Annotated in this window: 16 protein-coding genes and 1 pseudogene; 12 read left to right on the top strand and 5 right to left on the bottom strand. The window is 73.7% G+C overall.

Annotated features, from left to right (window positions below):
- Positions 1–10: 10 nt before the first annotated feature.
- From H7X46_RS21855 to H7X46_RS21845, 3 genes are all read left to right on the top strand, one after another.
- The gene (locus H7X46_RS21855) at positions 11–1,120 is read left to right on the top strand and encodes an FAD-binding oxidoreductase (RefSeq protein WP_186361179.1); all 1,110 of its coding nucleotides are present in this window, start codon (positions 11–13) and stop codon (positions 1,118–1,120) included.
- Between the two features lie 72 nt (positions 1,121–1,192).
- On the top strand, positions 1,193–2,527 hold the full coding sequence (locus H7X46_RS21850; protein ID WP_186361178.1) for an MFS transporter: 1,335 nt from the start codon (positions 1,193–1,195) through the stop codon (positions 2,525–2,527).
- Between the two features lie 38 nt (positions 2,528–2,565).
- On the top strand, positions 2,566–4,098 hold the full coding sequence (locus H7X46_RS21845) for a gamma-glutamyltransferase (RefSeq protein ID WP_370588899.1): 1,533 nt from the start codon (positions 2,566–2,568) through the stop codon (positions 4,096–4,098).
- 48 nt (positions 4,099–4,146) lie between these two features.
- Here the strand turns inward: H7X46_RS21845 and H7X46_RS21840 are convergent, their stop codons facing one another.
- Both H7X46_RS21840 and H7X46_RS21835 read right to left on the bottom strand, forming a co-directional pair.
- The gene (locus H7X46_RS21840) at positions 4,147–4,632 is read right to left on the bottom strand and encodes a GNAT family N-acetyltransferase (protein ID WP_186361176.1); all 486 of its coding nucleotides are present in this window, start codon (positions 4,630–4,632) and stop codon (positions 4,147–4,149) included.
- Positions 4,629–5,246, bottom strand: a complete 618-nt coding sequence (locus tag H7X46_RS21835) for a histidine phosphatase family protein (RefSeq protein ID WP_186361175.1) — start codon at positions 5,244–5,246, stop codon at positions 4,629–4,631. Before H7X46_RS21835 ends, H7X46_RS21840 begins: the two co-directional genes overlap by 4 nt.
- A 160-nt stretch (positions 5,247–5,406) precedes the next feature.
- Between H7X46_RS21835 and H7X46_RS21830 the strand changes: the two genes are divergently transcribed.
- From H7X46_RS21830 to H7X46_RS21795, 8 genes are all read left to right on the top strand, one after another.
- A complete protein-coding gene (locus H7X46_RS21830; RefSeq protein ID WP_186361174.1) occupies positions 5,407–6,396 on the top strand; it encodes a trypsin-like peptidase domain-containing protein in 990 nt (329 codons plus the stop codon).
- A gap of 244 nt (positions 6,397–6,640) precedes the next feature.
- Entirely contained in the window at positions 6,641–7,825 is a 1,185-nt protein-coding gene (locus tag H7X46_RS21825; RefSeq protein WP_186361173.1) for an NADP-dependent malic enzyme, read from the top strand.
- Between the two features lie 317 nt (positions 7,826–8,142).
- A complete protein-coding gene (locus H7X46_RS21820; RefSeq protein ID WP_186361172.1) occupies positions 8,143–10,785 on the top strand; it encodes a GGDEF domain-containing phosphodiesterase in 2,643 nt (880 codons plus the stop codon).
- Positions 10,786–10,902: 117 nt separating this feature from the next.
- Positions 10,903–11,982, top strand: coding sequence for an ABC transporter ATP-binding protein (locus H7X46_RS21815; protein ID WP_186361171.1), 1,080 nt, complete (start codon positions 10,903–10,905; stop codon positions 11,980–11,982).
- A gap of 13 nt (positions 11,983–11,995) precedes the next feature.
- A complete protein-coding gene (locus H7X46_RS21810; RefSeq protein ID WP_186361170.1) occupies positions 11,996–12,640 on the top strand; it encodes an ABC transporter permease subunit in 645 nt (214 codons plus the stop codon).
- Positions 12,613–13,341, top strand: coding sequence for an ABC transporter permease (locus H7X46_RS21805; protein ID WP_370588898.1), 729 nt, complete (start codon positions 12,613–12,615; stop codon positions 13,339–13,341). Before H7X46_RS21810 ends, H7X46_RS21805 begins: the two co-directional genes overlap by 28 nt.
- Positions 13,338–14,243 (top strand): ABC transporter substrate-binding protein, encoded by a 906-nt coding sequence (locus tag H7X46_RS21800; RefSeq protein WP_186361169.1) that lies wholly within the window; start codon positions 13,338–13,340, stop codon positions 14,241–14,243. Before H7X46_RS21805 ends, H7X46_RS21800 begins: the two co-directional genes overlap by 4 nt.
- Positions 14,240–15,034, top strand: a complete 795-nt coding sequence (locus tag H7X46_RS21795; RefSeq protein ID WP_186361168.1) for an MOSC N-terminal beta barrel domain-containing protein — start codon at positions 14,240–14,242, stop codon at positions 15,032–15,034. The genes H7X46_RS21800 and H7X46_RS21795 overlap by 4 nt, the downstream gene beginning before the upstream one ends.
- Before the next feature lie 249 nt (positions 15,035–15,283).
- On the opposite strand, the gene H7X46_RS21790 is transcribed toward H7X46_RS21795, so the two are convergent.
- The 3 genes and pseudogenes from H7X46_RS21790 to H7X46_RS21780 form a co-directional block, all read right to left on the bottom strand.
- A complete protein-coding gene (locus H7X46_RS21790; protein WP_186361167.1) occupies positions 15,284–17,653 on the bottom strand; it encodes an HNH endonuclease signature motif containing protein in 2,370 nt (789 codons plus the stop codon).
- A gap of 83 nt (positions 17,654–17,736) precedes the next feature.
- Positions 17,737–19,010, bottom strand: a pseudogene (locus H7X46_RS21785) (integrase core domain-containing protein).
- A gap of 763 nt (positions 19,011–19,773) precedes the next feature.
- Positions 19,774–21,117 (bottom strand): Nramp family divalent metal transporter, encoded by a 1,344-nt coding sequence (locus H7X46_RS21780; RefSeq protein ID WP_186361166.1) that lies wholly within the window; start codon positions 21,115–21,117, stop codon positions 19,774–19,776.
- A gap of 258 nt (positions 21,118–21,375) precedes the next feature.
- On the opposite strand from H7X46_RS21780, the gene H7X46_RS21775 reads away from it, so the two are divergent.
- Positions 21,376–21,636 (top strand): hypothetical protein, encoded by a 261-nt coding sequence (locus H7X46_RS21775; RefSeq protein ID WP_186361165.1) that lies wholly within the window; start codon positions 21,376–21,378, stop codon positions 21,634–21,636.
- Positions 21,637–21,645 lie beyond the last annotated feature (9 nt).

Below are 21,645 nucleotides of genomic sequence, written 5' to 3'. Positions count from 1 at the left end.
ACCCGCGAACATGGCAGCACCCCGGCACGTCGTCGTACTCGGCGGCGGCATCCTCGGAATCTCGACCGCCACCCACGTCCAGCGCACCGGCGTGCCCGTCACGCTGGTCACCGACGGCGAGCTCGGCGACGGCGCGTCCGGACGATCGCTGTCCTGGCTGAACTCCGCCGGTGACCGGTCGCAGCCGTACCACGCCTTGCGCATGGCCGGTATCGACCGCTACCGCACGCTGTTCGCGGAGGACCCGACCCGGGACTGGTTGCGGTTCGACGGTGGCCTGCACTGGTCGGCGGCCGGACACCGGGCAGACGAGGAGACCCGGCACGCGGCGGAGGCGAGCCACGGATACGACTCGCGCCTCCTCGCCGCCGACGACGTCGCCACTGCGGTGCCCGGCGTCGCGAAGGACGCCGTGCCCGAGCTCGCCATCCACAACCGCGGTGAGGGGTGGGTGTCGTTGCCGCACCTCATCGACCACCTGGCGGCGGAGTTCAGCAGGCTCGGTGGCCGGATCGTGACCGCGGCGGGGCGAGGACGCGTGGTCGTGGAGCACGGTCGTGCCCGCGCCGTCGTCGCCGGCACGGGGGCCAGGTACGACGGGGACGCCGTCGTCGTCGCCTGCGGGGCGGGCACGCCGGGGGTCGTGTCCGGCCTCGGCGTGTCGATTCCGGACGCGTCGCCGCTGTCGATGCTGGTGACGACCACGCCGTCGGACGCCGGCACCCGAGCGGTGATCAACTCGCCGCGGGTGGCGATGCGACCGGATCCGTCCGGTGGCTACGCGCTGGACCACTCCTGGTACGAGGAGGCCATCCGGGAGGCGAACGGCACTCCGAGCATCGACGTGTCGATCGTGCACGAGCTCGTCGCCGAGGCGAACGCGGTGCTCGACGGCGCCGATCTCCGGCCGGGCCACTGGCGACTCGGGCGCAAACCGATTCCCGGTGACGGCGAGCCGGTGCTCGGCGAACTGGATCGGGTCCCCGGGTGCTTCGTGGCCTTCACCCATTCCGGCGCCACGCTCGGTCTCATCGCGGGCGAGCTGCTGGCGGCCGAGGTGTGCACCGGTGCCCGCAACCCGATGCTCGACACCTTCCGGCCGGAGCGGTTCGTCGGCTGAGCCGGGCCTGCCGAGCGCAGGCCGGCGCCGAACAGGACATGACAACGGATCAATGTGATGACGGAGAAGGCAATGACGGCTTCTGACACGTCGGAGTCCCGGGACGGCGGTACCGGAACCCGGGCCCGCGGGAAGGTCCTCCTGGGGGCCCTGCTCGGCAACATCGTCGAGTACTACGACTTCAGTCTCTACGGCACGCTCGCGGTGTTCATCGCCCACCAGTTCTTCCCGAGCGACGACCCCACGACCGCGCTGATGGCGGCGTACGCCGGTGTCGTGCTGGCCTATGCGTTGCGGCCGGTCGCCGCGATCGCGCTCGGCCCGCTGGTGGACATCAAGGGCCGCAAGTTCGTACTGCTGCTCACGATCGTCTGCATGAGCGTGGGAACGGTCGGCATCGGGATCATGCCGACGTACGCCGCGATAGGCCTGGCCGCCCCGATCCTGATCATCGGTTGCCGGGTGTTGCAGGCGATCGGTGCCGCGGTCGAGTACACCACGGCCGCGAACTTCATCTTCGAGCACGACACCGGGAACCGCCGGAACTTCCTGGCCGGACTGTCGGTCGCGTCGACGTCGGTCGGGCCCCTGCTGGCGACGCTGGTCGCCTTCGGCACCATCCAGGCGGTCGACGAGCCGGCCTTCGAGGCGTGGGGCTGGCGCATCCCGTTCCTGGTCGCGCTGCCGCTGGCGCTCGTCACGCTGTGGATCCGCAAGCACGTCGACGAGACCCCCGAGTTCAAGGAGCTGAAGGAGCGGGCCGCAGCCAGTGCGGTCAAGCAGACGCCGTTCCGGACCGCGGTCCGCGAGCACTGGTCGGCGATGCTCAAGGCGATCGGGCTGGGCGCCGGACAGCGTGTGGGCTCGTTCGTCATCCAGGCCTACTTCGTCACCGCGATGGTCAACGCGGGCTTCGGCGCGTCGAACGCCCTGCTCGCCTCGCTGCTCACCTACGTCATCGGTCCGCTCCCGGCGATCTGGGGCGGGCGGCTGGCCGATCGTTTCGGCGCGCGGCTGCCCGTCGTCATCGGCTACGGGTTGTTCGTCCTGTGCACCGTGCCGACGTTCACCCTGCTCGGCGGGGAGAACCTGCTGCTGGCCACCACCGCCGTCGTGGTGTTCACGTTCATCAACAACTTCGTCGGCGCGCCGCTCACCACCGCGTACGTCATGAGCTTCCCGGCCGAGGTGCGGGGCAGCGCCTCCGCGCTCAACTACAACGTCGGGACGACCCTGCTCGGCTCGACCGCGGGGCTCATCGCGTCCTGGCTGTACGGGCTGACCGGCTCCGATGTGGCCTTCGGCTGGTACATGACGGTGATCTGCCTGATCTCGATCGGCGTGGCGCTGTTCGCCATGCCGAAGGCCGTCGACGAGCAGCGCGACTCCGCAGTGACCGTGCCGTGATCGACCTCGCACCGGCGCGGTTCGGCAGGAAGCCTCCGGTGCAGGGGCGACGGGCCGCGATCGTCACCTCCCATCCGCTGGCCACGAGGGCCGGACGCGAGGCGATGCGCGACGGCGGCACGGTGGTCGACGCTGCGCTCGCCGCAGCGGCGATGCAGCTCGTCGTCGAGCCGCACATGACCTCCCTCACCGGCGGCCTGTCGATGCTCCATCGGGACGGTGCCAGCGGCGTGGCCGAGTACCTCGGTGGCAACGTCGCCGCACCCGCGGCGCCACTGCCCGGGTTCACCGGCGCCGACCTCACCACCGGGCGTGGCGTGCCGGTTCCCGGGTGGTGGCCGGCCTTCCGGGCCGCGAGCGCGCGACACGGCACGCTGCCGCTCGCGCGGCTCCTCGACCCGGCGATCCGGGTGGCCCGGGACGGTTTCCCGGTCGGGCCCTACCTGTACGGCGAGGTGTACGCGAACCGCACCGTGCTCGGTTCGCACCCCCAGGGTCGGGAGGTGTTCCTCCCCGCAGGGAGCCTCGTGGAGCCGGGCGCGACGCTGCGGCAGCCCCGCGTCGCCCGCACCCTGGAACGCCTGGCGGGGGAGGACCTCGACTACTACCTCGGCGACTTCGCCCGGGCCTTCGCCGAGGAGGCGCGGCGGGGCGGTGGCGTGATCACGTCCGAGGACCTCGCCGCGAACGACCCTCGGTGGTCGTCGCCGCTGCGCGGTACCTACCGCGGGAACGAGGTCCTTTCCTCCGTGCCACCGGACGACGGCGGTAGCCAGGTCATCGAGGCGCTGAACCTGCTGGAGCTGTTCGACCTGCGCGCGATGGGGCCGCCGTCGGCGTCGGTCGACACGCTCGAGCTGCTCACGGACGTGCACGAGGAGGTCTACTACGCACCACCGCGGCGCGACGCCGGTGACCGCGGCGGGCGGCTGTCCAAGGAGTTCGCACGGCGGCGGATCGATCGGCTCGGGCGTGCACCGTCGGCGGCGGCGGTGCCGAGCCCGGGCACGATCCACATCACCGTCTTGGACGGCGAGGGGAACGTGGCGTCGATCACGCATTCGCACATGGCGTCGCCGTGGGTCAACGGGCTGTTCGCGGAAGGGTTCGCGCTGTCCGGCGGCGGCTCGTTCTTCCAGCGAGGCATGCCCTGGCCGCGGGAGAAGGCCCTCGTCTACCTCGCCCCGACCGTCGTCCTCCGCGAGGGCAGGCCGGTCATGGCGTGCGGTTCGCCGTCGGTCTCGCTCGTCGCGTGCATCCTGCAGGGCATCGTGAACGTGGTGGACTTCGAGATGCCCGTCGAGCAGGCGGTCGAGGCGCCACGTTTCGGGGTCCGCCCGCACGAGCCCGCGCACGGCTGGCTTCCGGGCGTCACCGTGGAACACGGCTTCGCCGACGGCGTCGAGCCCGAGTTCCACCGCAGAGCGACCGTGCGTGGCCGGTGGACCCGGAGCATCGGGCCGTGGCATTCGCTCACCGGGAATCTCGAGGCCGTCACGTTCTCGACCGTGACCGGCGAGCTGCACAGCTGCGCCGACCCGCGCCGGAACGGCGCCGCCGAGGCGTGGTGATCCCGGACCGGCCGGGGACCGACCGGTGCGAGCACGGGACTTGCGCGGTCAGGCGCTCCGCCCCGCGAGGTCCGCCAGCGCCGCCCCGGTGAGCCGGAAGGTCGTCCAGCCCTCGTTCGGGCCCGCACCGATCGAGCGGTAGAACCCGATCGCCGGGGTGTTCCAGTCGAGGACGTTCCATTCGAGCCGGGCCCAGCCGCGGCGGGTGCACTCGGCGGCCAGCGCCGCGAGCAGCCGCCGCCCGTGGCCGGCGCCGCGGTGGGCGGGGGAGACGTAGAGGTCCTCGAGGTGCATGCCGGCGACGCCCTCCCAGGTGGAGAACGTGCGGAACCAGATCGCGACCCCGGCGACCTCACCACCGGTGTCGGTCGCGACCAGCGCTCCCGCGACCGGGTCGTCGCCGAACAGCGCCGCGTGCAGCTGGTCGTCGGTGAGGCCGCACTCCTCGGGGGCCTTCTCGTAGTCGGCAAGCTCGTGGACCAGCCGGATCAGCGCCGGCACGTCGTCGGAGCGGGCCGCGCGGACACCGCTCACCGCTCCTCCACCGGGCGCTGGTTGACGTGGTCGAGGCGCGGGACCCCGCGCTCGAAACCCAGCACGGTCACACCGGCCGGGTCCATCCGGAAGTGCACCCCGCCCGTGGCGGGCAGCCCGATCCAGCGGGCGGTCAGCACCCGGGAGAAGTGGCCGTGCCCGACCAGGACGACGTCGCCGCCGTCGAGCAGGCCCCGCGCGTCGGCCAGCACGGCGTCGGCGCGGGCGCACACCTCGTCCGGGGTCTCGCCGCCGCCGGGCCACGGGCCGTCCCAGATCGTCCAGCCGGGCAGCGTCTCGCGGATCTGCGGGGTGGTGCGGCCCTCGGCGTCGCCGTAGTCCCACTCGACGAGCCGCTCGTCGATCTCGTCGACGTCCAGCCCGGCGAGGTCGGCGGTGTCGCGCGCGCGGGCGCGAGGGGAACAGCAGACACGGGCCGGCGGGCCGTCGAGCCGGACCTGGGCCAGCGCGCCGCGGACCCGGCGGGCGGCGGACCGGCCGGCGTCGGTGAGCGGAACGTCGGTGTGGCTGGTGTGCTTGCCGGTGCGCGACCACTCGGTCTCGCCGTGGCGCAACAACAGGATCCGGCCGGCGGGATCGGCATGCGGGGTCACGCACGGCGACGCTACCCGTACCTCACCCGGACGGGTCGGCTTCGGAACCCGTCCGGGTGGCCACCGGTCGTGGGAACGCCGCGCCCGCGGTGGCGTCCGGTGAGATCGGGTGCACCCGGACCCGGGCCCGCCCGGGTCCACCGGCTTCCCGAGGAGTGCCATGTCGCCGCAGCCGCGTCGCGCCGTCCTGCGGAGCGCCGTCCGGCGGATCGCCGGGATCGCCGCGGTCGCCGGCCTCGCCGTCGCCGCTGCCGTGACCGTGCCCGTCGCCGCATCGGCCGCGCCCGCGCCGGCCGCGATCGGCCCCGGGGTCCGGATCGCGACCCCGGTCGCCGGCGGCGCGGAGGTGTGCACCGCGAACTTCCTCTACACCCCGGTGGCCGGCCAGGACGGCCACCGGGACGGCCACGGCGCGGGCGCGCCGAGCGCGCCCACCGGGAAGCTCTACCTCGGCACCGCGGCGCACTGCACGGCCGCCGCGGAGGCGATGTCCTCGGTGGACGGCTGCACCGAGCCGGTGCAGCCGGAGGGCATCGAGGTCCGGATCACCGGCCGGGACGGGCGCACCTACACCGGCCGTGTCGCCTACAACTCCTGGACGGTCATGCAGGAGCGGGGCGAGACGGACCCGCACCTGTGCCTGGCCAACGACCTCGCGCTGATCGAGCTCAGCCCGGAGGCGGCGGCGGTCGCCGACCCGACGGTGCCCGGCTTCGGCGGCCCGACGGCGCTGGACACCGACGGCACCGTCCACGGCGAGCGGGTCTACAGCCACCAGCCCGACCAGGCTCCGTCCCCGAACGAGCCGGCCACGCCGAACAAGCAGGGCGTCAGCTTCGGCCGGCCCGAAGGCCCGCGGACGCACGTGGTCGCAACCGTCCCGCCCGGGGTCCCCGGCGACTCCGGGGCCGGCTACCTCGACGCCGAGGGCCGGGCGTTCGGCCTGCTGTCGAGCCTGATGGTGCCGACCACCACGAACGGGGTCACCGACCTCGCGCAGGCGCTCGCGTACGCGGCCGAGCACGGCTCGGTCGGTGCGCTCGACCTCGTGCCGGGCACCCGGCCGTTCGCCCCCACCGGGCCGCTCACCGAGCTGCCGCCCGGGCCCGCGGCCCTGCTGCCCGACCTCACCCCCGTGCCCCTGCGCTGAGCCCGGGTCTGCAGTACGCCCGTCCTGTGCCTGATCCCACGGTGCGGGAGGCGCCGATCGGGGCGGGGTCCTGGTTAGACTGCGCCGAGACCCGACAGCCGAGTCCCGCCGCCGAGCCGCATCCGGATCCGTACCGGCGGGATGGCCGTCCGGCACCGCGAACCGGTCGACACCGCGACCCTCGGTGCAACGGCAGGCGCCCCGCGTTCGCGCCGCTCACGTACCCACCCGCATGGAGTCATCGATGACGCTCGCCCAGGACCGGCCGGCGACCACCACCGCACCCACCTCGCAGGACGTGTTCTCCGCGCACGAGGGCGGCAAGCTCTCCACCGGTCTCACGACGCCGCTCGCCGACGCCCGGGACCTGTCGATCGCCTACACGCCCGGCGTGGCCGAGGTGTGCCGGGCGATCGCCTGCGACGCCGCGCTGGCGTCCCGCTACACGTGGGCGCACCGGCTCGTCGCGGTGGTCAGCGACGGCACCGCGGTCCTCGGCCTGGGGGACATCGGCCCGCGTGCCTCGCTGCCGGTGATGGAGGGCAAGTCCGCGCTGTTCAAGTCGTTCGCCGGGCTCGACTCGATCCCGCTGGTGCTGGACACGACCGACGTCGACGAGATCGTCGAGACCCTGGTGCGGCTGCGGCCCACGTTCGGCGCGGTCAACCTCGAGGACGTCGCCGCCCCGCGGTGCTTCGAGCTCGAGCGCCGGCTCGTCGAGGCCCTCGACTGCCCGGTCATGCACGACGACCAGCACGGCACCGCCGTCGTGCTGCTGGCCGCGCTGCAGGGGGCCTGCCGGGTGCAGGACCGCGCGCTGACCGGCCTGCGGGTCGTGATCTCCGGCGCCGGTGCGGCCGGTGTCGCCTGCACGCGGATCCTGCTCGCCGCCGGTGCGTCGGACGTCGTGCTGCTCGACTCGCGCGGGATCGTCGACGCCGGCCGGGGTGGGGTGAAGGCGGAGCTGGCCGGGGTGACCAACCCGCGCGGCGTGACCGGCGGCATCGCCGAGGCGCTCGCCGGGGCGGACGTCTTCGTCGGGCTCTCCAGCGCGACCCTGCCCGAGGACGTGCTGGCCACGATGGCCCCGGACGGCATGGTCTTCGCGCTGTCCAACCCGGATCCCGAGGTGCACCCGGACGTCGCCGCACGGCACGCGGCGATCGTCGCGACCGGCCGCAGCGACTTCCCCAACCAGATCAACAACGTGCTCGCGTTCCCCGGGATCTTCCGGGGCGCGCTGGACGCGCACGCCCGCCGGATCACCGACCCGATGAAGCTCGCCGCGGCCCGCGCGATCGCCGACGTCGTGGCCGACGAGCTGTCGCCGTCGAAGATCGTCCCTGGGCCGTTCGACCCGCGGGTGGCGCCCGCCGTCGCGGCTGCCGTGGCCGGTGCGGCAGCTGAATCCGGGGTGAACCAGAGGTGACGCCGGGCTGACCGACCTCGCGCACAGCCGGTCACGAAGCGTGCACGACGGGTCCGTGCGGTGAGCGGTACGTCACGCTGTGAGCGGTCGTCCGCGGGCACGGGGCGCCGGGGACACCGTTCGTCGAACTCCGCACGCCCTTCACCCTGTGGTCCCGGGGGCTCACTGCCGGTGAGTGGATCCCGGCGGGCCGGGATTACGCCGAACGGTCCCATTACCCGCTGTGCAGGCTGGCTCGATCGGGCTACCAGGCCGGATCGCCCGGCCCGGTGGCTCGTTGGGCCCCGTGGAGCTACCGAGCAGAACGGAGGCGGGGCGTGGCCGAGCTGGAACCGCGGACGGGGCACCGTCCGGGTGGTGCGTCCCGTGGCGCGTCGGACGACCCGATCGACGGGGCGTGCCGGGACCTCGACCGGCCCGCCGGGCTGGCAGGCGACCTCGCCCGCGCGTTCGCCGGGCCGGGCGGGACGCAGGCCGCGCGGCCGCGACCCGCGCCCACCCCCCGTGCCGCGGAGGACGAGCCGGTGGCCGACGCCCTCGACGGCCTCGCCGAGCCGGGCGACCGCCCCGATCTCGCCGACCACTCGGCGGTGCAGCTCCCGCCGTCGCCGGCCATGCTCTGCGACGCGACCGGCACCGTCCTGCACACCAACGCCGCGCTGCGCCGGCTCGCCGGGGCCGCCGACCCGACCGGGATGAAGCTCCCGCAGCTGCTCGTCGGCCCGGACTCCGACGCCCGCCTGGTCCGGGCGGACCGCAGGCTCGCCCGGGTGAAGGTGGTCCGCTGGCCCCAGCCCGGCGACCGGACGATCGTCCTGCTGACGGCGTTCCCGGACGCCACCCCGGACCCGTCCGGTGAGGCACCCACCCTGGACCTGGAGCGGGCGACCCGCTCCGGCACCTGGACGTTCGACCTGCAGGCCGGCACCCTCACCCGCAGCGAGGGCCTGGTCGAGCTCTACCGCGCGCTGGGCGTGCGCCCGGACGGGCCGGACGGCCCGATCGAGGGCGAGCAGGTCGAGCGGGTGTGCCGGCTGCTGCGCCGCGGCCCGGAGGACTCCCCGGCGCCCGGCCGCGCCGCCCACTCCTCGGAGATCCGCCCCGAGGGCGGCGCCGTCCTGTCCTGCCGCACCCGGGTCGAGCGCACCCCCGGCGGTGCCCCGCTGCGGCTGATCGGCACCGTCCAGGACGTCACCGACCGGCGTCGAGCGGAGTCCCGCGCGCAGCGCTCCGGCCAGCGGTTCGCCGACCTGGTGGCCACCATCACCACCGGCGTCGCGATGCTCGACGGCCGCGGCCGGATCGTCGACGCCAACCCCGCGCTGTGCCAGCTGCTCGACGCCGACCTGGAGACCCTGCGCGGCGTCCCCGCCCGCAGCCTGTCCGCCGAGCCGCAGTCGGGCGCGCGCGGCGGGCTGCCGGACTGGCTGCGCGACCCGTCCCACCCGGAGGCCACCTACCGGATCGACTCGCTGCCGCTGCTGCGGGCCGACGGCACCCGGGTCGACTGCGAGGTCGTCGTCAACGCGGCCCCCTCCGACGACGGCCGCCCGTTCTGGCTGCTGGTGATCACCGACGTCGGGGAGCGGCGCCGCGCCGCCGACGTGCTGCGCGAGGCGAACACGGTCGACCCGCTGACCCGGCTGCCGAACCGCGCCGGGCTGCTGGAGCTCGCCGACCGGCTGCTCGGCGGCCCGGACGCCGCCCGGGTCGCCGTGGTCTGCGGGGACGTCGACGACTTCGCCCGGGTCAACACCGGCCTCGGGCACGAGGCCGGGGACACCCTGCTCGTCGAGCTGGCGGGCCGGCTGCAGCGCGAGCTGCCGCCGCTGTGCACCCCGGCCCGGCTGTCCGCGGACGAGTTCGCCGTGGTCTGCGCGGACGTGCACGAGGCCGGTGGCGTGACCGCGCTGGCCGGCACGGTCGCCGACCTGCTCCGCGGATCGGTCACCGTCGACGGCCGGCCGGTGACGCTGACCGCGTCGGTCGGCGTCGCGACCCCCGAGTCGGTGCCGGCCTGCCCGCGCGCCCCACGCGGCGACGACCTGCTCCGCTCCGCCGAGGTCGCGGTGCAGCAGGCCAAGCAGCGGGGCCGCGGCACCGTCGCGATCGCCGACCGCGGCACCGTCGGCCCCGCGCAGCGCCAGCTCGTGCTCGAGGCCGAGCTCCGCGCCGCCATCGAGTCCGACTCGCTGCGGCTGGAGTACCAGCCGGTCGTCGGGCCGGACGGCACCGTGCTGTCCGCCGAGGCGCTGCTGCGCTGGTCGCACCCGGTGCACGGCGACGTCTCCCCGGGCGAGTTCCTGCCGGTCGCCCAGCGCAGCGGCCTGCAGCGGGATCTGGACCTGTGGGTGCTGCGGACCGCGGCCGCGGAGGCGGCGACCTGGCCGCAGCACGGCCGCCGGATCGGCGTCGCGGTCAACCTGGCCGGGCTGCTGCCCGCGGACCCGGCGTTCCTCGACGAGGTGACCGCCGTCGTGGAGGGAACCGGGCTCGGCTGGGACCAGCTGGTGCTCGAGCTCGTCGAGACCAGCCTGGTCGCGCTGCCGCGGCCCGCGCTGGACGCCATGAGCGAGCTGGTGCGGCGCGGGGTCCGGTTCGCCGTCGACGACTTCGGCACCGGGTACTCGTCGCTGGCCCGGCTCAAGGAGCTGCCCGCGCAGACGGTGAAGGTGGACCGGGCGTTCGTCACCGGTGTCGGCACCGACCCGGCCGACTTCGCGCTGGCCCGCGCCGTCGTCGAGGTGGCGCGGGCGATGGGCCGGGTCACCGTGGCCGAGGGCGTCGAGACCGCCGAGCAGTTCCACGTGCTGCGCGGGCTCGGGGTGAACGCGTTCCAGGGCTGGTTGTTCGCCCGGTCGCTGCGCCCGGAGGACCTGCACCGGGTACTGCGCGGGGGCGGGCTCCCCACCCCGGCGACGGCCGCGACCCCGCCGGGCGGCACCCCGGGCGCCTGGTAGGCCGGACGGCTCACCGGTGCGCCGAGCCGCCGGCAGGTCGCCGGTCGCGCACGTCCGGGGTTAGTGTGCTGCCACCATGCGATGGCGGGTCGCAGTCGACGGCAGGGGGAACCGGCGATGATCGAGTTCCGGGGCGTCACGAAACGCTTCCCGGACGGGACGGTCGCGGTCGACGAGCTCGACCTCGTCGCGGAGCGTGGGCGGATCACGGTCTTCGTGGGCCCGTCCGGCTGCGGCAAGACGACGTCCCTCCGCATGATCAACCGGATGGTCGAGCCCACGTCGGGTGAGCTCCGGGTGGACGGCCGGGACGTGCTCGGCGCGGACCCGGCCGAGCTGCGCCGCGGCATCGGCTACGTCATCCAGCAGGCCGGGCTGTTCCCGCACCGCACGATCCTCGACAACATCGCGACCGTGCCGATGCTGATCGGCCGGGGCCGGAAGGCGGCCCGGGACCGGGCGCTGGAGCTGATGGAGACGGTCGGCCTCGACCCGGCGATGGCGAAGCGCTACCCGGTCCAGCTCTCCGGCGGCCAGCAGCAGCGGGTCGGCGTGGCCCGCGCGCTCGCGGCGGACCCGCCGGTGCTGCTGATGGACGAGCCGTTCTCCGCGGTCGACCCGGTGGTCCGCGAGAGCCTGCAGGACGAGCTGCTGCGGCTGCAGTCCGAACTGGACAAGACCATCGTGTTCGTCACCCACGACATCGACGAGGCGATCAAGCTGGGTGACCGGGTCGCGGTGTTCCGGGTCGGCGGCAGGCTCGCCCAGTACGACGAGCCGGGCGTGCTGCTGTCCCGCCCGGTCGACGGCTTCGTCGACAACTTCGTGGGCCGCGACCGCGGCTACCGCGGCCTCGGCTTCCTCACGTCGGAGGCCATCCCGCTCGGCTCGCTCGACATGGTCTCGGTCGGTGACCCGCGCCCCGACCGCGGGTGGGCACTCGTCGTCGACGGGTCCGCCCGGCCGCTGGGCTGGGTGGAGGCCGGGGACGGCCCGGTCACCGAGGACGCGATCGTCCCCGGCGGCTCGCTGTACGCGGTCGGCTCCGGGTCGCTGCGCGGCGCGCTGGACGCGGCACTGTCGTCGCCGTCCGGGCAGGGGGTGGCCGTGGACACCGAGGGCCGGGTCGCCGGCTCGGTCACCGCCGACGACGTGCTCGCCGCGCTGCCCGCCGCCCGCGACGAGTCCGCCGCCTGAGGGGCCCGCGACCGTGGACTGGGTGTTCCGCAACTCCTCACTCGTGCTCGAACTGACCGGCCAGCACCTGGTGTTCTCGCTGGTCCCGGTCCTGATCGGGCTGCTGCTCGCGCTGCCGCTCGGCTGGCTGGCGAACCGCAGGCCGTGGGCCCGGACGCTGACCCTCAACGCGGCGGGATTCCTCTACACGCTGCCCTCGCTGGCGCTGTTCGTGTTCCTCCCGCCGATCATCGGCACCCGGATCCTCGACCCGGTGAACGTGATCGTCGCGCTGACCGTCTACGTGCTGGCCCTGCTGGTCCGGACGGTGGCCGACGCGCTCGAGGCGGTGCCGGCCCGGGTGGTCGACTCGGCGACGGCGATGGGCTACCGGCCGGTGCGCCGGTTCCTCACCGTCGAACTGCCGATGTCGGTCCCGGTGATCGTCGCCGGGCTCCGGGTGGCGGCGGTGAGCGCGATCAGCCTGGTCACCGTCGGCTCGGTGATCGGCTTCGGCGGGCTCGGGAAGATGTTCACCGAGGGCTTCCAGCGGGAGATCCCGCAGCAGACGATCTCCGGGATCGTGCTGGTCCTGCTGCTGGCCCTGGTGGTGGACGGCGTGCTCGTGCTGACCGGCCGGCTGCTCACGCCGTGGGAGCGGGCGGGGGCACGCCGATGACCTACCTGGGCTGGCTGTTCGACGGTGCACACTGGACCGGTCCGGAGGGGATCCTGGTCCGGCTGGCCGAGCACCTCGGCTACACGGCGCTCACGATGCTGGTCGCGATGGCGATCGCGCTGCCGCTGGGTGCCTGGATCGGGCACACCGGACGCGGCGGGTTCGTGGTCGTCGCGGTGGCGAACGCGTTGCGCGCGCTGCCCACCCTCGGCCTGCTGGTGCTGCTGTTCCTGCTCGTCGGGCTGGGGCTGCTCGGTCCGCTGATCGCACTGGTCGTCATGGCCGTGCCGCCCCTGCTGGCCGGGGCGTACTCCGGCGTGCGCAACGTCGACCCGGCCGTGGTCGATGCGGCGCGGGGGATGGGCATGCGCGGTCCGGAGGTGCTGGGCAAGGTCGAGCTGCCGAACGCCCTGCCGCTGATCATCGGGGGGATCCGCAGCGCCACCCTGCAGGTGATCTCGACGGCGACCGTCGCCGCGTACGTCGGCATCGGCGGGCTGGGCCGGTTCATCATCGACGGCCTCGGCCAGCGCGACTTCGGCGCGATGATCGGCGGGTCGGTGCTGGTCGCGGTGCTCGCCGTCGTCGCCGACCTGGTGCTGGGCGGGCTGCAGCGGCTGCTCGTCTCGCCCGGTCTGCGGCAGCAGGTCATCGGCGGTCCCGGCCGGCGGCTGCGGGTCGTGCGTGGGGAGGCGGCATGAGAGCCCTCGTGGCGGTGCTGCTGGTGGCGGCGTTCGCGCTGGCCGGGTGCGGCGGCGACCCGCTCGCCGGCGGCGAGACCGACCCCGACGTGATCGCGATCGGTTCCGGGAACTTCACCGAGTCGCAGCTGCTCGCCGAGGTGTACGCGCTCGCGTTGCGCGACGCCGGGGTGGAGGTCGTCGACCCCGTCGCCATCGGGTCCCGGGAGGCGTACTTCCCCGCGCTGCAGGACGGGTCGGTCGACCTGATCCCGGACTACTCCGGGGCCCTGCTGACCTATCTCGACGAGACGGCGGCGGCCGTCGAGCCGGACGACGTCTACCGCGACCTGCAGGCCACGCTGCCGCCGGGCCTCGTGCTCGGGAAGCGCTCCGAGGCGGAGAACAAGGACGCCGTCGTCGTCACCCGGGCGACCGCGGACCGGCTGAACCTGACCACCATCGCCGACCTGGCTCCGCACTGCCCGGCGATGACCTTCGGCGGTGGTCCGGAGTTCCAGACCCGCCCGGACGGGATCACCGGCCTGGCGCGGAACTACGGCTGCGCGTTCGGGGGGTACCGGTCGCTGGACTCCGGTGGGGTGCTGACCGTGGCCGCGCTGAGCGGCGGCGACGTGCAGGCGGCGAACCTGTTCACCACGGACCCGGCGCTGCCGCAGAACGACTTCGTCCCGCTCGCCGACCCGAAGGAGAACTTCGCGGCGCAGAACGTCGTGCCGGTGCTGGCCGAGCGGAAGGCGACCCCGCGGGTGCGGGCGGTGCTCGACCGGATCTCGGCGGCACTGTCCACCGAGGAGCTGCTGGCGATGAACGCCGAGGCTGCCGGGCCGGACAAGCCCGCGCTCCGGACGGTCGCCGCGGACTGGCTGGCGCGCAAGCAGATCACCGGAGGTACGTCGTGAAGATCCGGTCCCTGTACCGGTACCCCGTGAAGTCCATGCTGGGCGAGGACCTCGCCACGGCCGTCCTCGACGGCCACGGCGTGGTCGGCGACCGTGCACTCGCTCTGATCGACGCGGAGCGGGGCCGGGTCGCGACGGCGAAGCAGCCGCGGCACTGGCGGGCCCTGCTGCGCTGCCGGTCGGCCGGGACGGGGGCGGCCGTGCGGGTCACGCTGCCGGACGGGCGCGGCATGCCGGCTGCGGCGGCCGCGGGTCCGCTCAGCGAGCTGCTGGGACGCGCGGTGACGTTGAGCGGCCGCCGCGCGGACGGCGCGGTCGTCGAGCGGCCCGACCCGGAGGGCCTGCTGGAGCACGGGCTCGACGCCGACGTCGACACGCCGCTGCTCGAGATCGCCCAGGGAACTCCCGGCGGACGGTTCGTCGACCACTCGCCGGTGCACCTGATCACCACGGCCACGCTGGACGCGCTGGGGGTGGACGCCGTCCGGTACCGGCCCAACATCGTGCTCGAGACCGGGCCGGGTACGCCGCCGTTCGTCGAGAACGCCTGGCCGGGCCGCAGGCTGACGATCGGCGGGGCGACGCTGGTCGGGGCGCTCCCGACGCCGCGCTGCGTGGTGCCGACCCTGGAGCACGGCGACCTGCCGCGCGCCCCCGAGGCCCTGCGCGGCCCCGCCGGCCGGAACCGGGTCGAGGTCGAGGGATTCGGGGTGCTGCCGTGCGCCGGTCTCTACGCCCGGGTCGAGGTCACCGGCTCGATCCGCCGGGGCGACCTCGTGGAGGTGGCCTGACCGCGGGATCGGTGGCGAGCGGGTGCGACCGTCGGTACCGGACTCAACGGCCCCGCACCCGAGCGCGGTATGTCACCTCGACCGTTCCCCTGGACCGGGGCGATCACCTCGATCGCGTCCTGCCGTGTCGCGGCCCGCGGCCCCGGCATGGCACGGCCCGGCATGTGCGGTCCCCGATCCGCCGTCCCGGTGCAGCTCGATCCGGCCCGGGTCCGTGAGCAGGGCTGGTCGCCCACCCACGGAACCGGGTCAGAACGGCGGGGCGTCATCGTCGGCGGGTTGCCCCGGTGGGGCGCGGTCGCTGGTCGGTGTGTCCGGTGGTGGTCGTGGCGCTGGTCGGGGTGTCGGGTCGAACAACGGTCGCTCGTCGAGTTCGGGGTCCGGTGGTCGGGGTGGGTCGTGGTCGGCGCCGGGGTCGGGGATCGGGTCGCCGAGGGGTTCGCTGACCGGTTCGCCGCGGGTGAGGTAGATGTGGCCGAGGGGGCTGCGCCAGCGGAACACTCCGGGTGCGGGCTGGTGCAGCTGCCAGCGTCCGGCGGTCTTGAGGGCGTGGTGCAGGACGCAGAGCGGGCCGAGGTTGCCGGCGACGGTGTGGCCGCCGTGGCGGTGGTCGTGGGTGTGGTCTTGCTGGGTCTTGCGGGCCGGGCGGCGGCAGCCCGGGAACGTGCAATGGCGGTCCCGGATTTCGATGTGGCGGCGTAGCGCGGGGTGTGGGAACCGGTCGCCGGGGCGGGCGTCGAGGTCGGTGTGGAGCTGGTCGCGGCGGGCGTACTGGGCGGCCAGGTCGGCGAGCAGGGGTGCCCAGCCGGGTGGCGGGTCGGCGGCGAGTGCGGCCAGCAGGTCCGCGGGGATCTGGAGTTCGACGGTGCCGCCGTGGGCCTGCCGTGTCCGTGGCCGCGGGCCCTCGCCGGTCCTGGCCGCCCCGCCGGTCCTGGCCGCTCCGGTGGCCCCGCCGGCCCCGGTGTGGCCGGTGGGGTCGGTGTGGCGGGTGGGGTCGGTGGGTGGGCGGTGGCGGGTGGTGCCGGCCAGGATGAGGTGGCCGTGGGGGTCGGTGATCGCGAACCGCCACTCGGCGTGCCGGTGGCGGGTCACGCAGGCCCGGGCGGTGGGGGCCAGGACCGGGCCCAGGCCGGGGATCTCGGCGGGGTGGTCGTCGTGTCCGAGCAGGGTCGCCAGCCGGATCCGGATCTCGATGCCGGGCCGGGCCGGCTCCGGGACCGGTGGGGACGCCGCGGAGCCAGGGCCGTCCGACCCACCGCCACCTTCACCGCTGCCATCGCCGCTCCCACCGCTGTCGCCGCCGGCGGTGCTGTCGCTGCGGCCGGTGCTGCCGCTGCCGTCGGTGTTGCCGCTGCTGCCGGTGCTGCCGCTGCCCGTGCTGCTGCCGCTGCCGCCCGAGCTGCCGCTGCCCGTGCTGCTGCCGCCCGTGCTGGCAGCGGTGCCGGTGCTGTCGTCGCTCCCGCCGGCGTTCCCGGCGGGGCCGGTGCTGTCGTGCGGGCCCCGATCGCGGGGGCCGTCCCCGCCACCACCGTTGCCGCCCCCGCCCTCGTCCTCCTCGCCCTCGTCCTCCTGGCCGCCGTCTCCGCCGTCCGCACCGCCGTACCGGTCGTCCTCGCCGTCGTCGCCGTCGTCCTCGCCGTCGGCGCCGCCGTGGGCGCGGTCGTCCTGGTCCTCCTCGGCGTCGTCCTCGCCGCCGTCTCCGCCGCCGTCCTGGCCGGTGTCGGGGTCGCTGTCGGTGTCGGCGGCGCCCGCGGGGTCGGCGGCACCCGCGGGGTCGTCGGGGTCGGGGTCGGTGGGGTCGTCGTGCTCGGTGGCGCGGTCGAGCATGGTCGTGATGATCTGGTCCTGGGTCAGGGTGTGCAGGCTGCCGTCCAGCAGCGCGGTGGCCAGGTCGGCCCGGATGCACGACAACGACGCCGGGTGCCCGGCCGCGCGGATCGCGTGGGCCAGCCCGTCGAGGCGTTCGCAGGCGGCCTGGGCGGCGGTGGGGTCGAGCCCGCTGGCCGTGATGGTGGCGGTGCCCTCGGGGTCGAGGTAGCAGATCACCCGCCGCTCGCGCAGGGCGCGGCGGTAGCGGCGGCGGGCGGCGTCGGGGTCGATGGCGATCACCCGTCGCTGCAGCCGGGCCCGTAGCTGTCCGCTGGTCCAGCCCGAGGCCTTGGGCAGCAGGTCGGCCACGATCGTGGCGTTCTGGGTGTCGGTCAGCGGTTCGAGCAGGTCGGCGAACACCGCGGCCCGGCCCTTGTCGATGTCTCCGGCGGCCAGGGCGGCGTGTACGGCGGGTAGGCGGTGGACCAGCATCTCGGCCAGGGCGTGTTCGCGGCAGGCGGTCAGCTCGGTCACGGTGAGCGCGACCGCGATCTCCATCCGGCAGTCCGGGTCCGGCTCCGGTAGCCGGGTGGTCGACCACAGCGGTGCGTCCGGGTCACACCGCCCGACCGCGGCCATGGCGGCCAGTTCGTGGGCGTCGACGTACGAGCGCAGCCGCCGCAGCGCCTGCAACAGCGTGACGGTGTCGCCGTTGGGCACCCGGTCCGGGTCGAGCCCGGCCAGCAGGGCACACAGTTCCGGGCCGGGCGGGATTTCCGCCAGGCCGTCGGGAACCGTGTCCACCAGCATGCCTCGAACATACATTCGAGGCCTGACATTCTCGCGACTCCGAGTCCCGTGTGATGTCTCAGGACATGGGTGACAGCTCTGCATCAGGACATCGGTGACGGTTGATGTGTCAGGACTTCGGTGACGTTCCCGGGTTCTTCGGGCGTCTTCCGCGGGGGCGGCCGTTGCCGACGTAGCGGATGCCGGGAGCGGGTCGGGTTCGCTCGACGAGGATCTCGCCGTCGAGGTCGGTGACGATGATCTTGTCGCCTGGTTGGTCTCCGTCGGTGACGATGAGGACCTGTCCGAACGCGTGCTCGCCGCCGATCTTGTAGTGCACCTTGTCGAGGTAGAGGACTCCGGCGGAGTTCACCGTTCTCAGCCGTGTGCCGGCGGGCAGGTCTGCGGGCGGGGTCGGCCGGGGCGCCACGACGGGGGCCGGTGGCCGGTAGACGGGCCGGTCCGGCTTCGGGCGGGGTGGGTCGGCCGTGGCAGTGGCCTCCCACGCAGCCAGCGGTGTGATCCGTCCGGGCAGCCCCTGGTGAGGGCGCTCGGAGTTGTAGAGGTGGTCGAACGCGTCGATCTGGGCCTGGAGCTCGGCGAGTGTGGCGGCCAGCGGCTGCTTGTCGAGGTAGCGGAACAGGGTCTGGTGGAAGCGTTCGTTCTTGCCCTGGGTGGTCGGCTTGTGCGGCTTGCCGGTGATCGCCTCGGTGCCCAGCGCGGCGACATGTGCCACGAGCCGGCCGACCATGCCCCGTCGCGACGGGTTGAGCGCGAGCCCATTGTCCGACAGCAGCCGTTGCGGCACGCCGTGGGCGGCCACGGCCTTGTCGAAGACCGCGATCGCGTCCTTGGCGGTCTCACCGGCCGCGGCGTGAGAGGCAAGCGCGTAGCGGGAATGGTCGTCGATGAGCTGGAAGATCACGCACTTGCGACCGCCGGTCAGCACGTACTCGGTGGCATCGAGCTGCCAGCACGCGTTCGGCGCCGGGTAGACGAACCGCCGCCACGCCGAGCGGGGCTTCTTACGCGGCTCGCGTCGGGCGACACCGGCCTCACGGAAGATCCTTGCCAACGACGCCGTCGAGGGCACCGATCCCAGGCCCATCGCGCACATCTTCTCGTGAACACTGATCGGGCCGTGGTCCAGACCGGACGCTTCAAGCGCGGCCCGCACCGCAACAGCGTGGGCCTTGACCTGCTCGGTCAGCTTCGACGGACTCGATCCCGGACGCCTGGACCTGGGCACGAGCACTGCTGCGGGCCCGTCAACGCGAGCGCGCTTCCGCAGCTCATAGAACGACTTGCGCGAGATGTTGTGCTCGATGCAGAACGTCGAAACCGCCCCCCGCGGCGCGTCATCAGGCCACTGCGAGATCGCGAGGCGGACACGAGGGTCGATGGGGTCATGGGCGGCCACCGCCACAGCCTCACGACGGAAGTGTCACCACCAACAACACCCACAGCGTCACCGATGTCCTGACACAGGACCGTCACCGATGTCCTGAGACATGACACGACTCCGAGTCCCGCATGCACCGGATCCCTCGGTCACCGACCTGGCCGGCTGGTCACCCGGGCTGCATGACGTCATGACCGACGAGCGGCCGTCCGAACGACCGGTGCGCCCGTCCCGCCCCATCCGTCGCCCTCACACCTCCGGTCGCTCGGATTGCGTGCACGCGGTGGAGGAGTGCTCGACCAGGTGTCCGTGCAACGACCGTCGGGACAGTGATCGGTCCGGCTCTACACCGTTGATCGGACAGCTCCTGTCGTGGGAGCCGCCGCGGTCGGGGAGGACGCGAAGCCTCTGGTGTCAGGTAGACGCCGAGTGAGAACTCCCAGACGGCGATGGGGAGCCGCGATCGCTGCGCCCGGGGACACCCGGTCCCACAGACCGAACAGGGTGCCGACGGCCTCGGCCGCTTCATCGAGCGATGCTCCATCGAGCCGGGCCCGCCAGAACGCCCGCACACGATCACGGGGCAACCGCGGACGACCAGACACCACAACACCTCGTCTACAAGCAGTGTTGCGACCGCTCCTTGAATCCGCCATCTCCACCGAGCGCTCAGCTGCATCTCGGCGAGAGTGGTCCGGACACGGACTTTCCGGGCATGGATCGCCGATGCCCGGTCCGATCAGAACAGCCGCGACTGCACGTCGGTGACCAGCAGGATCAGGAACAGCACCGAGGAGATTCCGAGGATCGCGTTCGACAGCCATCCGCTACGGCCCTCCTGGGGCACCAGCTTCGTGTTCAGCAGCAGGAGCAGCGTGATCGCCAGGAACGGCATGAAGAACGAGCCCAGCACGCCGTACACCAGGGTCAGCGCGAACGGCCGGTCCAGGAACAGCAGCAGCATCGGCGGGAACGTGAGCCACAGCAGGTAGCCGCGGAACGGCCACGAGCGGTCGGCCGTCGTCGCCTCGTAGGCGCCTGCGCGGCCCGGTCCGTCGCCGCGCTCGTCCTCGGGGCCCACGACCGTGTCCTCCGGACCGATCACGGCGTCCTTCCCGTGCGGCAACCGGACCGCACGCGTCCAGTCCGTGAAGAGCAGCGAGACACCGTTCCAGACACCGAGCAGCGAGGTCACCGACGCGGCCAGGAAGCCGACGAGGAACAGGATCCGGATCCCGGGGCCGTACAGCTCGCCGAGCCGGTCGCCGAGCACCAGCAGCCCGCGGTCGCTCTCGGTGATCTCCGCCCCGAGCATGATCGTCGCACCGACCACCAGCATCGCGATGACGAACAGGCCGGTGAGGACGTACCCGACGAGGTTGTCCAGCCGCATCATCGACAGCCACTTCGGGCCCTTCCAGCCCTTGGCGTAGAGCCAGTAGCCGTAGCTGGACATCGTGATCGTGCCGCCGACGCCGCCGATCAGGCCGAGCACGTACACCGCGGACCCGCTCGGCATGCGGGGGACCAGGCCGGAGAACAGCGCGCCGAGATCGGGCCGGACCAGCACGGCGATGCCGATGACCGAGATGAACATCACCCCGACCAGCACGGTCATGACCTTCTCGAAGGCGCCGTAGCGCTGCGCCCACACCAGCACGAGCCCGACGACGCCGGCGATGATGCCCCAGTAGCGCACCGACAGGCCGCCGAACAACGCGTTGAGCGGGAGCCCGACCGCCGACATCGCCGTCGCGCCGTAGACGAAGCCCCAGATGACGATGTAGACGCCGAAGAAGATCGTCGCCCAGCGGCCCAGCCGCCGCCAGCCGTCGAGCATGGTGGCGCCCGACGCGAGGTGCCAGCGACCGACACCCTCACCCAGCGCGAGCTTGACGACGGTCCCCGCGATCGCCGCCCACAGCAGGGTCGTGCCGAAGCTCGCCCCGGCGACGAGGGTCGCGACGAGGTCGCCGGCACCGACCCCGGTCGCCGCGGCCACCAGGCCCGGCCCGATCGAACGGATCTTCGCGGATCCGGTCGGAGGGTCGAGGAACTCGGTCTGCGGACCGGTCGGGGCCATCGTCACACTCCGAATCGCCGGCGGTGCGGGAACCGGCCGGTCCGGGCCCGGCCGTTCGGGTGCACGCTAGGCCAGGCGGTGGCCGTGCTCCAGCGCGAACGGATCACGATGTCCCGTTCGTCCTGCCGAGCGTCACGTTCGGCGAGCGTTGCGCCCGGTGACCGCGCGGCTCACCATGGTGACGACGACACCGGCCGATAGGTTTCCCACGGCGACCGGGACATCCGGCCGCGCGGACGCGCACGCACGGAGGGCGGCATGGCGAACATCGACGAGATCCGGGCCGGGATCGGGCGGGCCAACCAGCAGGCCACCGAGAGCCTGGGCGCGCTGCGCCACGCCCGCCAGGCCATCGAGGAGGCCGGAGCGGCCTTCGCCCAGAACATCTACGGCACCGCCCAGAACGACGCCGACGACGCCCGCGCCCGGTTCGCCGCCGCCTCCGAGAAGATCGACGAGGTCGAGCAGGCCCTGCACGTCGCGATGCAGTCCGCCGACGACGTCGCCGCCCGGCTCTGATCCGCCGGA

It is taken from the genome of Pseudonocardia sp. C8, assembly GCF_014267175.1.
GTDB lineage: Bacteria > Actinomycetota > Actinomycetes > Mycobacteriales > Pseudonocardiaceae > Pseudonocardia.
This window is presented reverse-complemented; position numbering and strand designations above follow the sequence as displayed.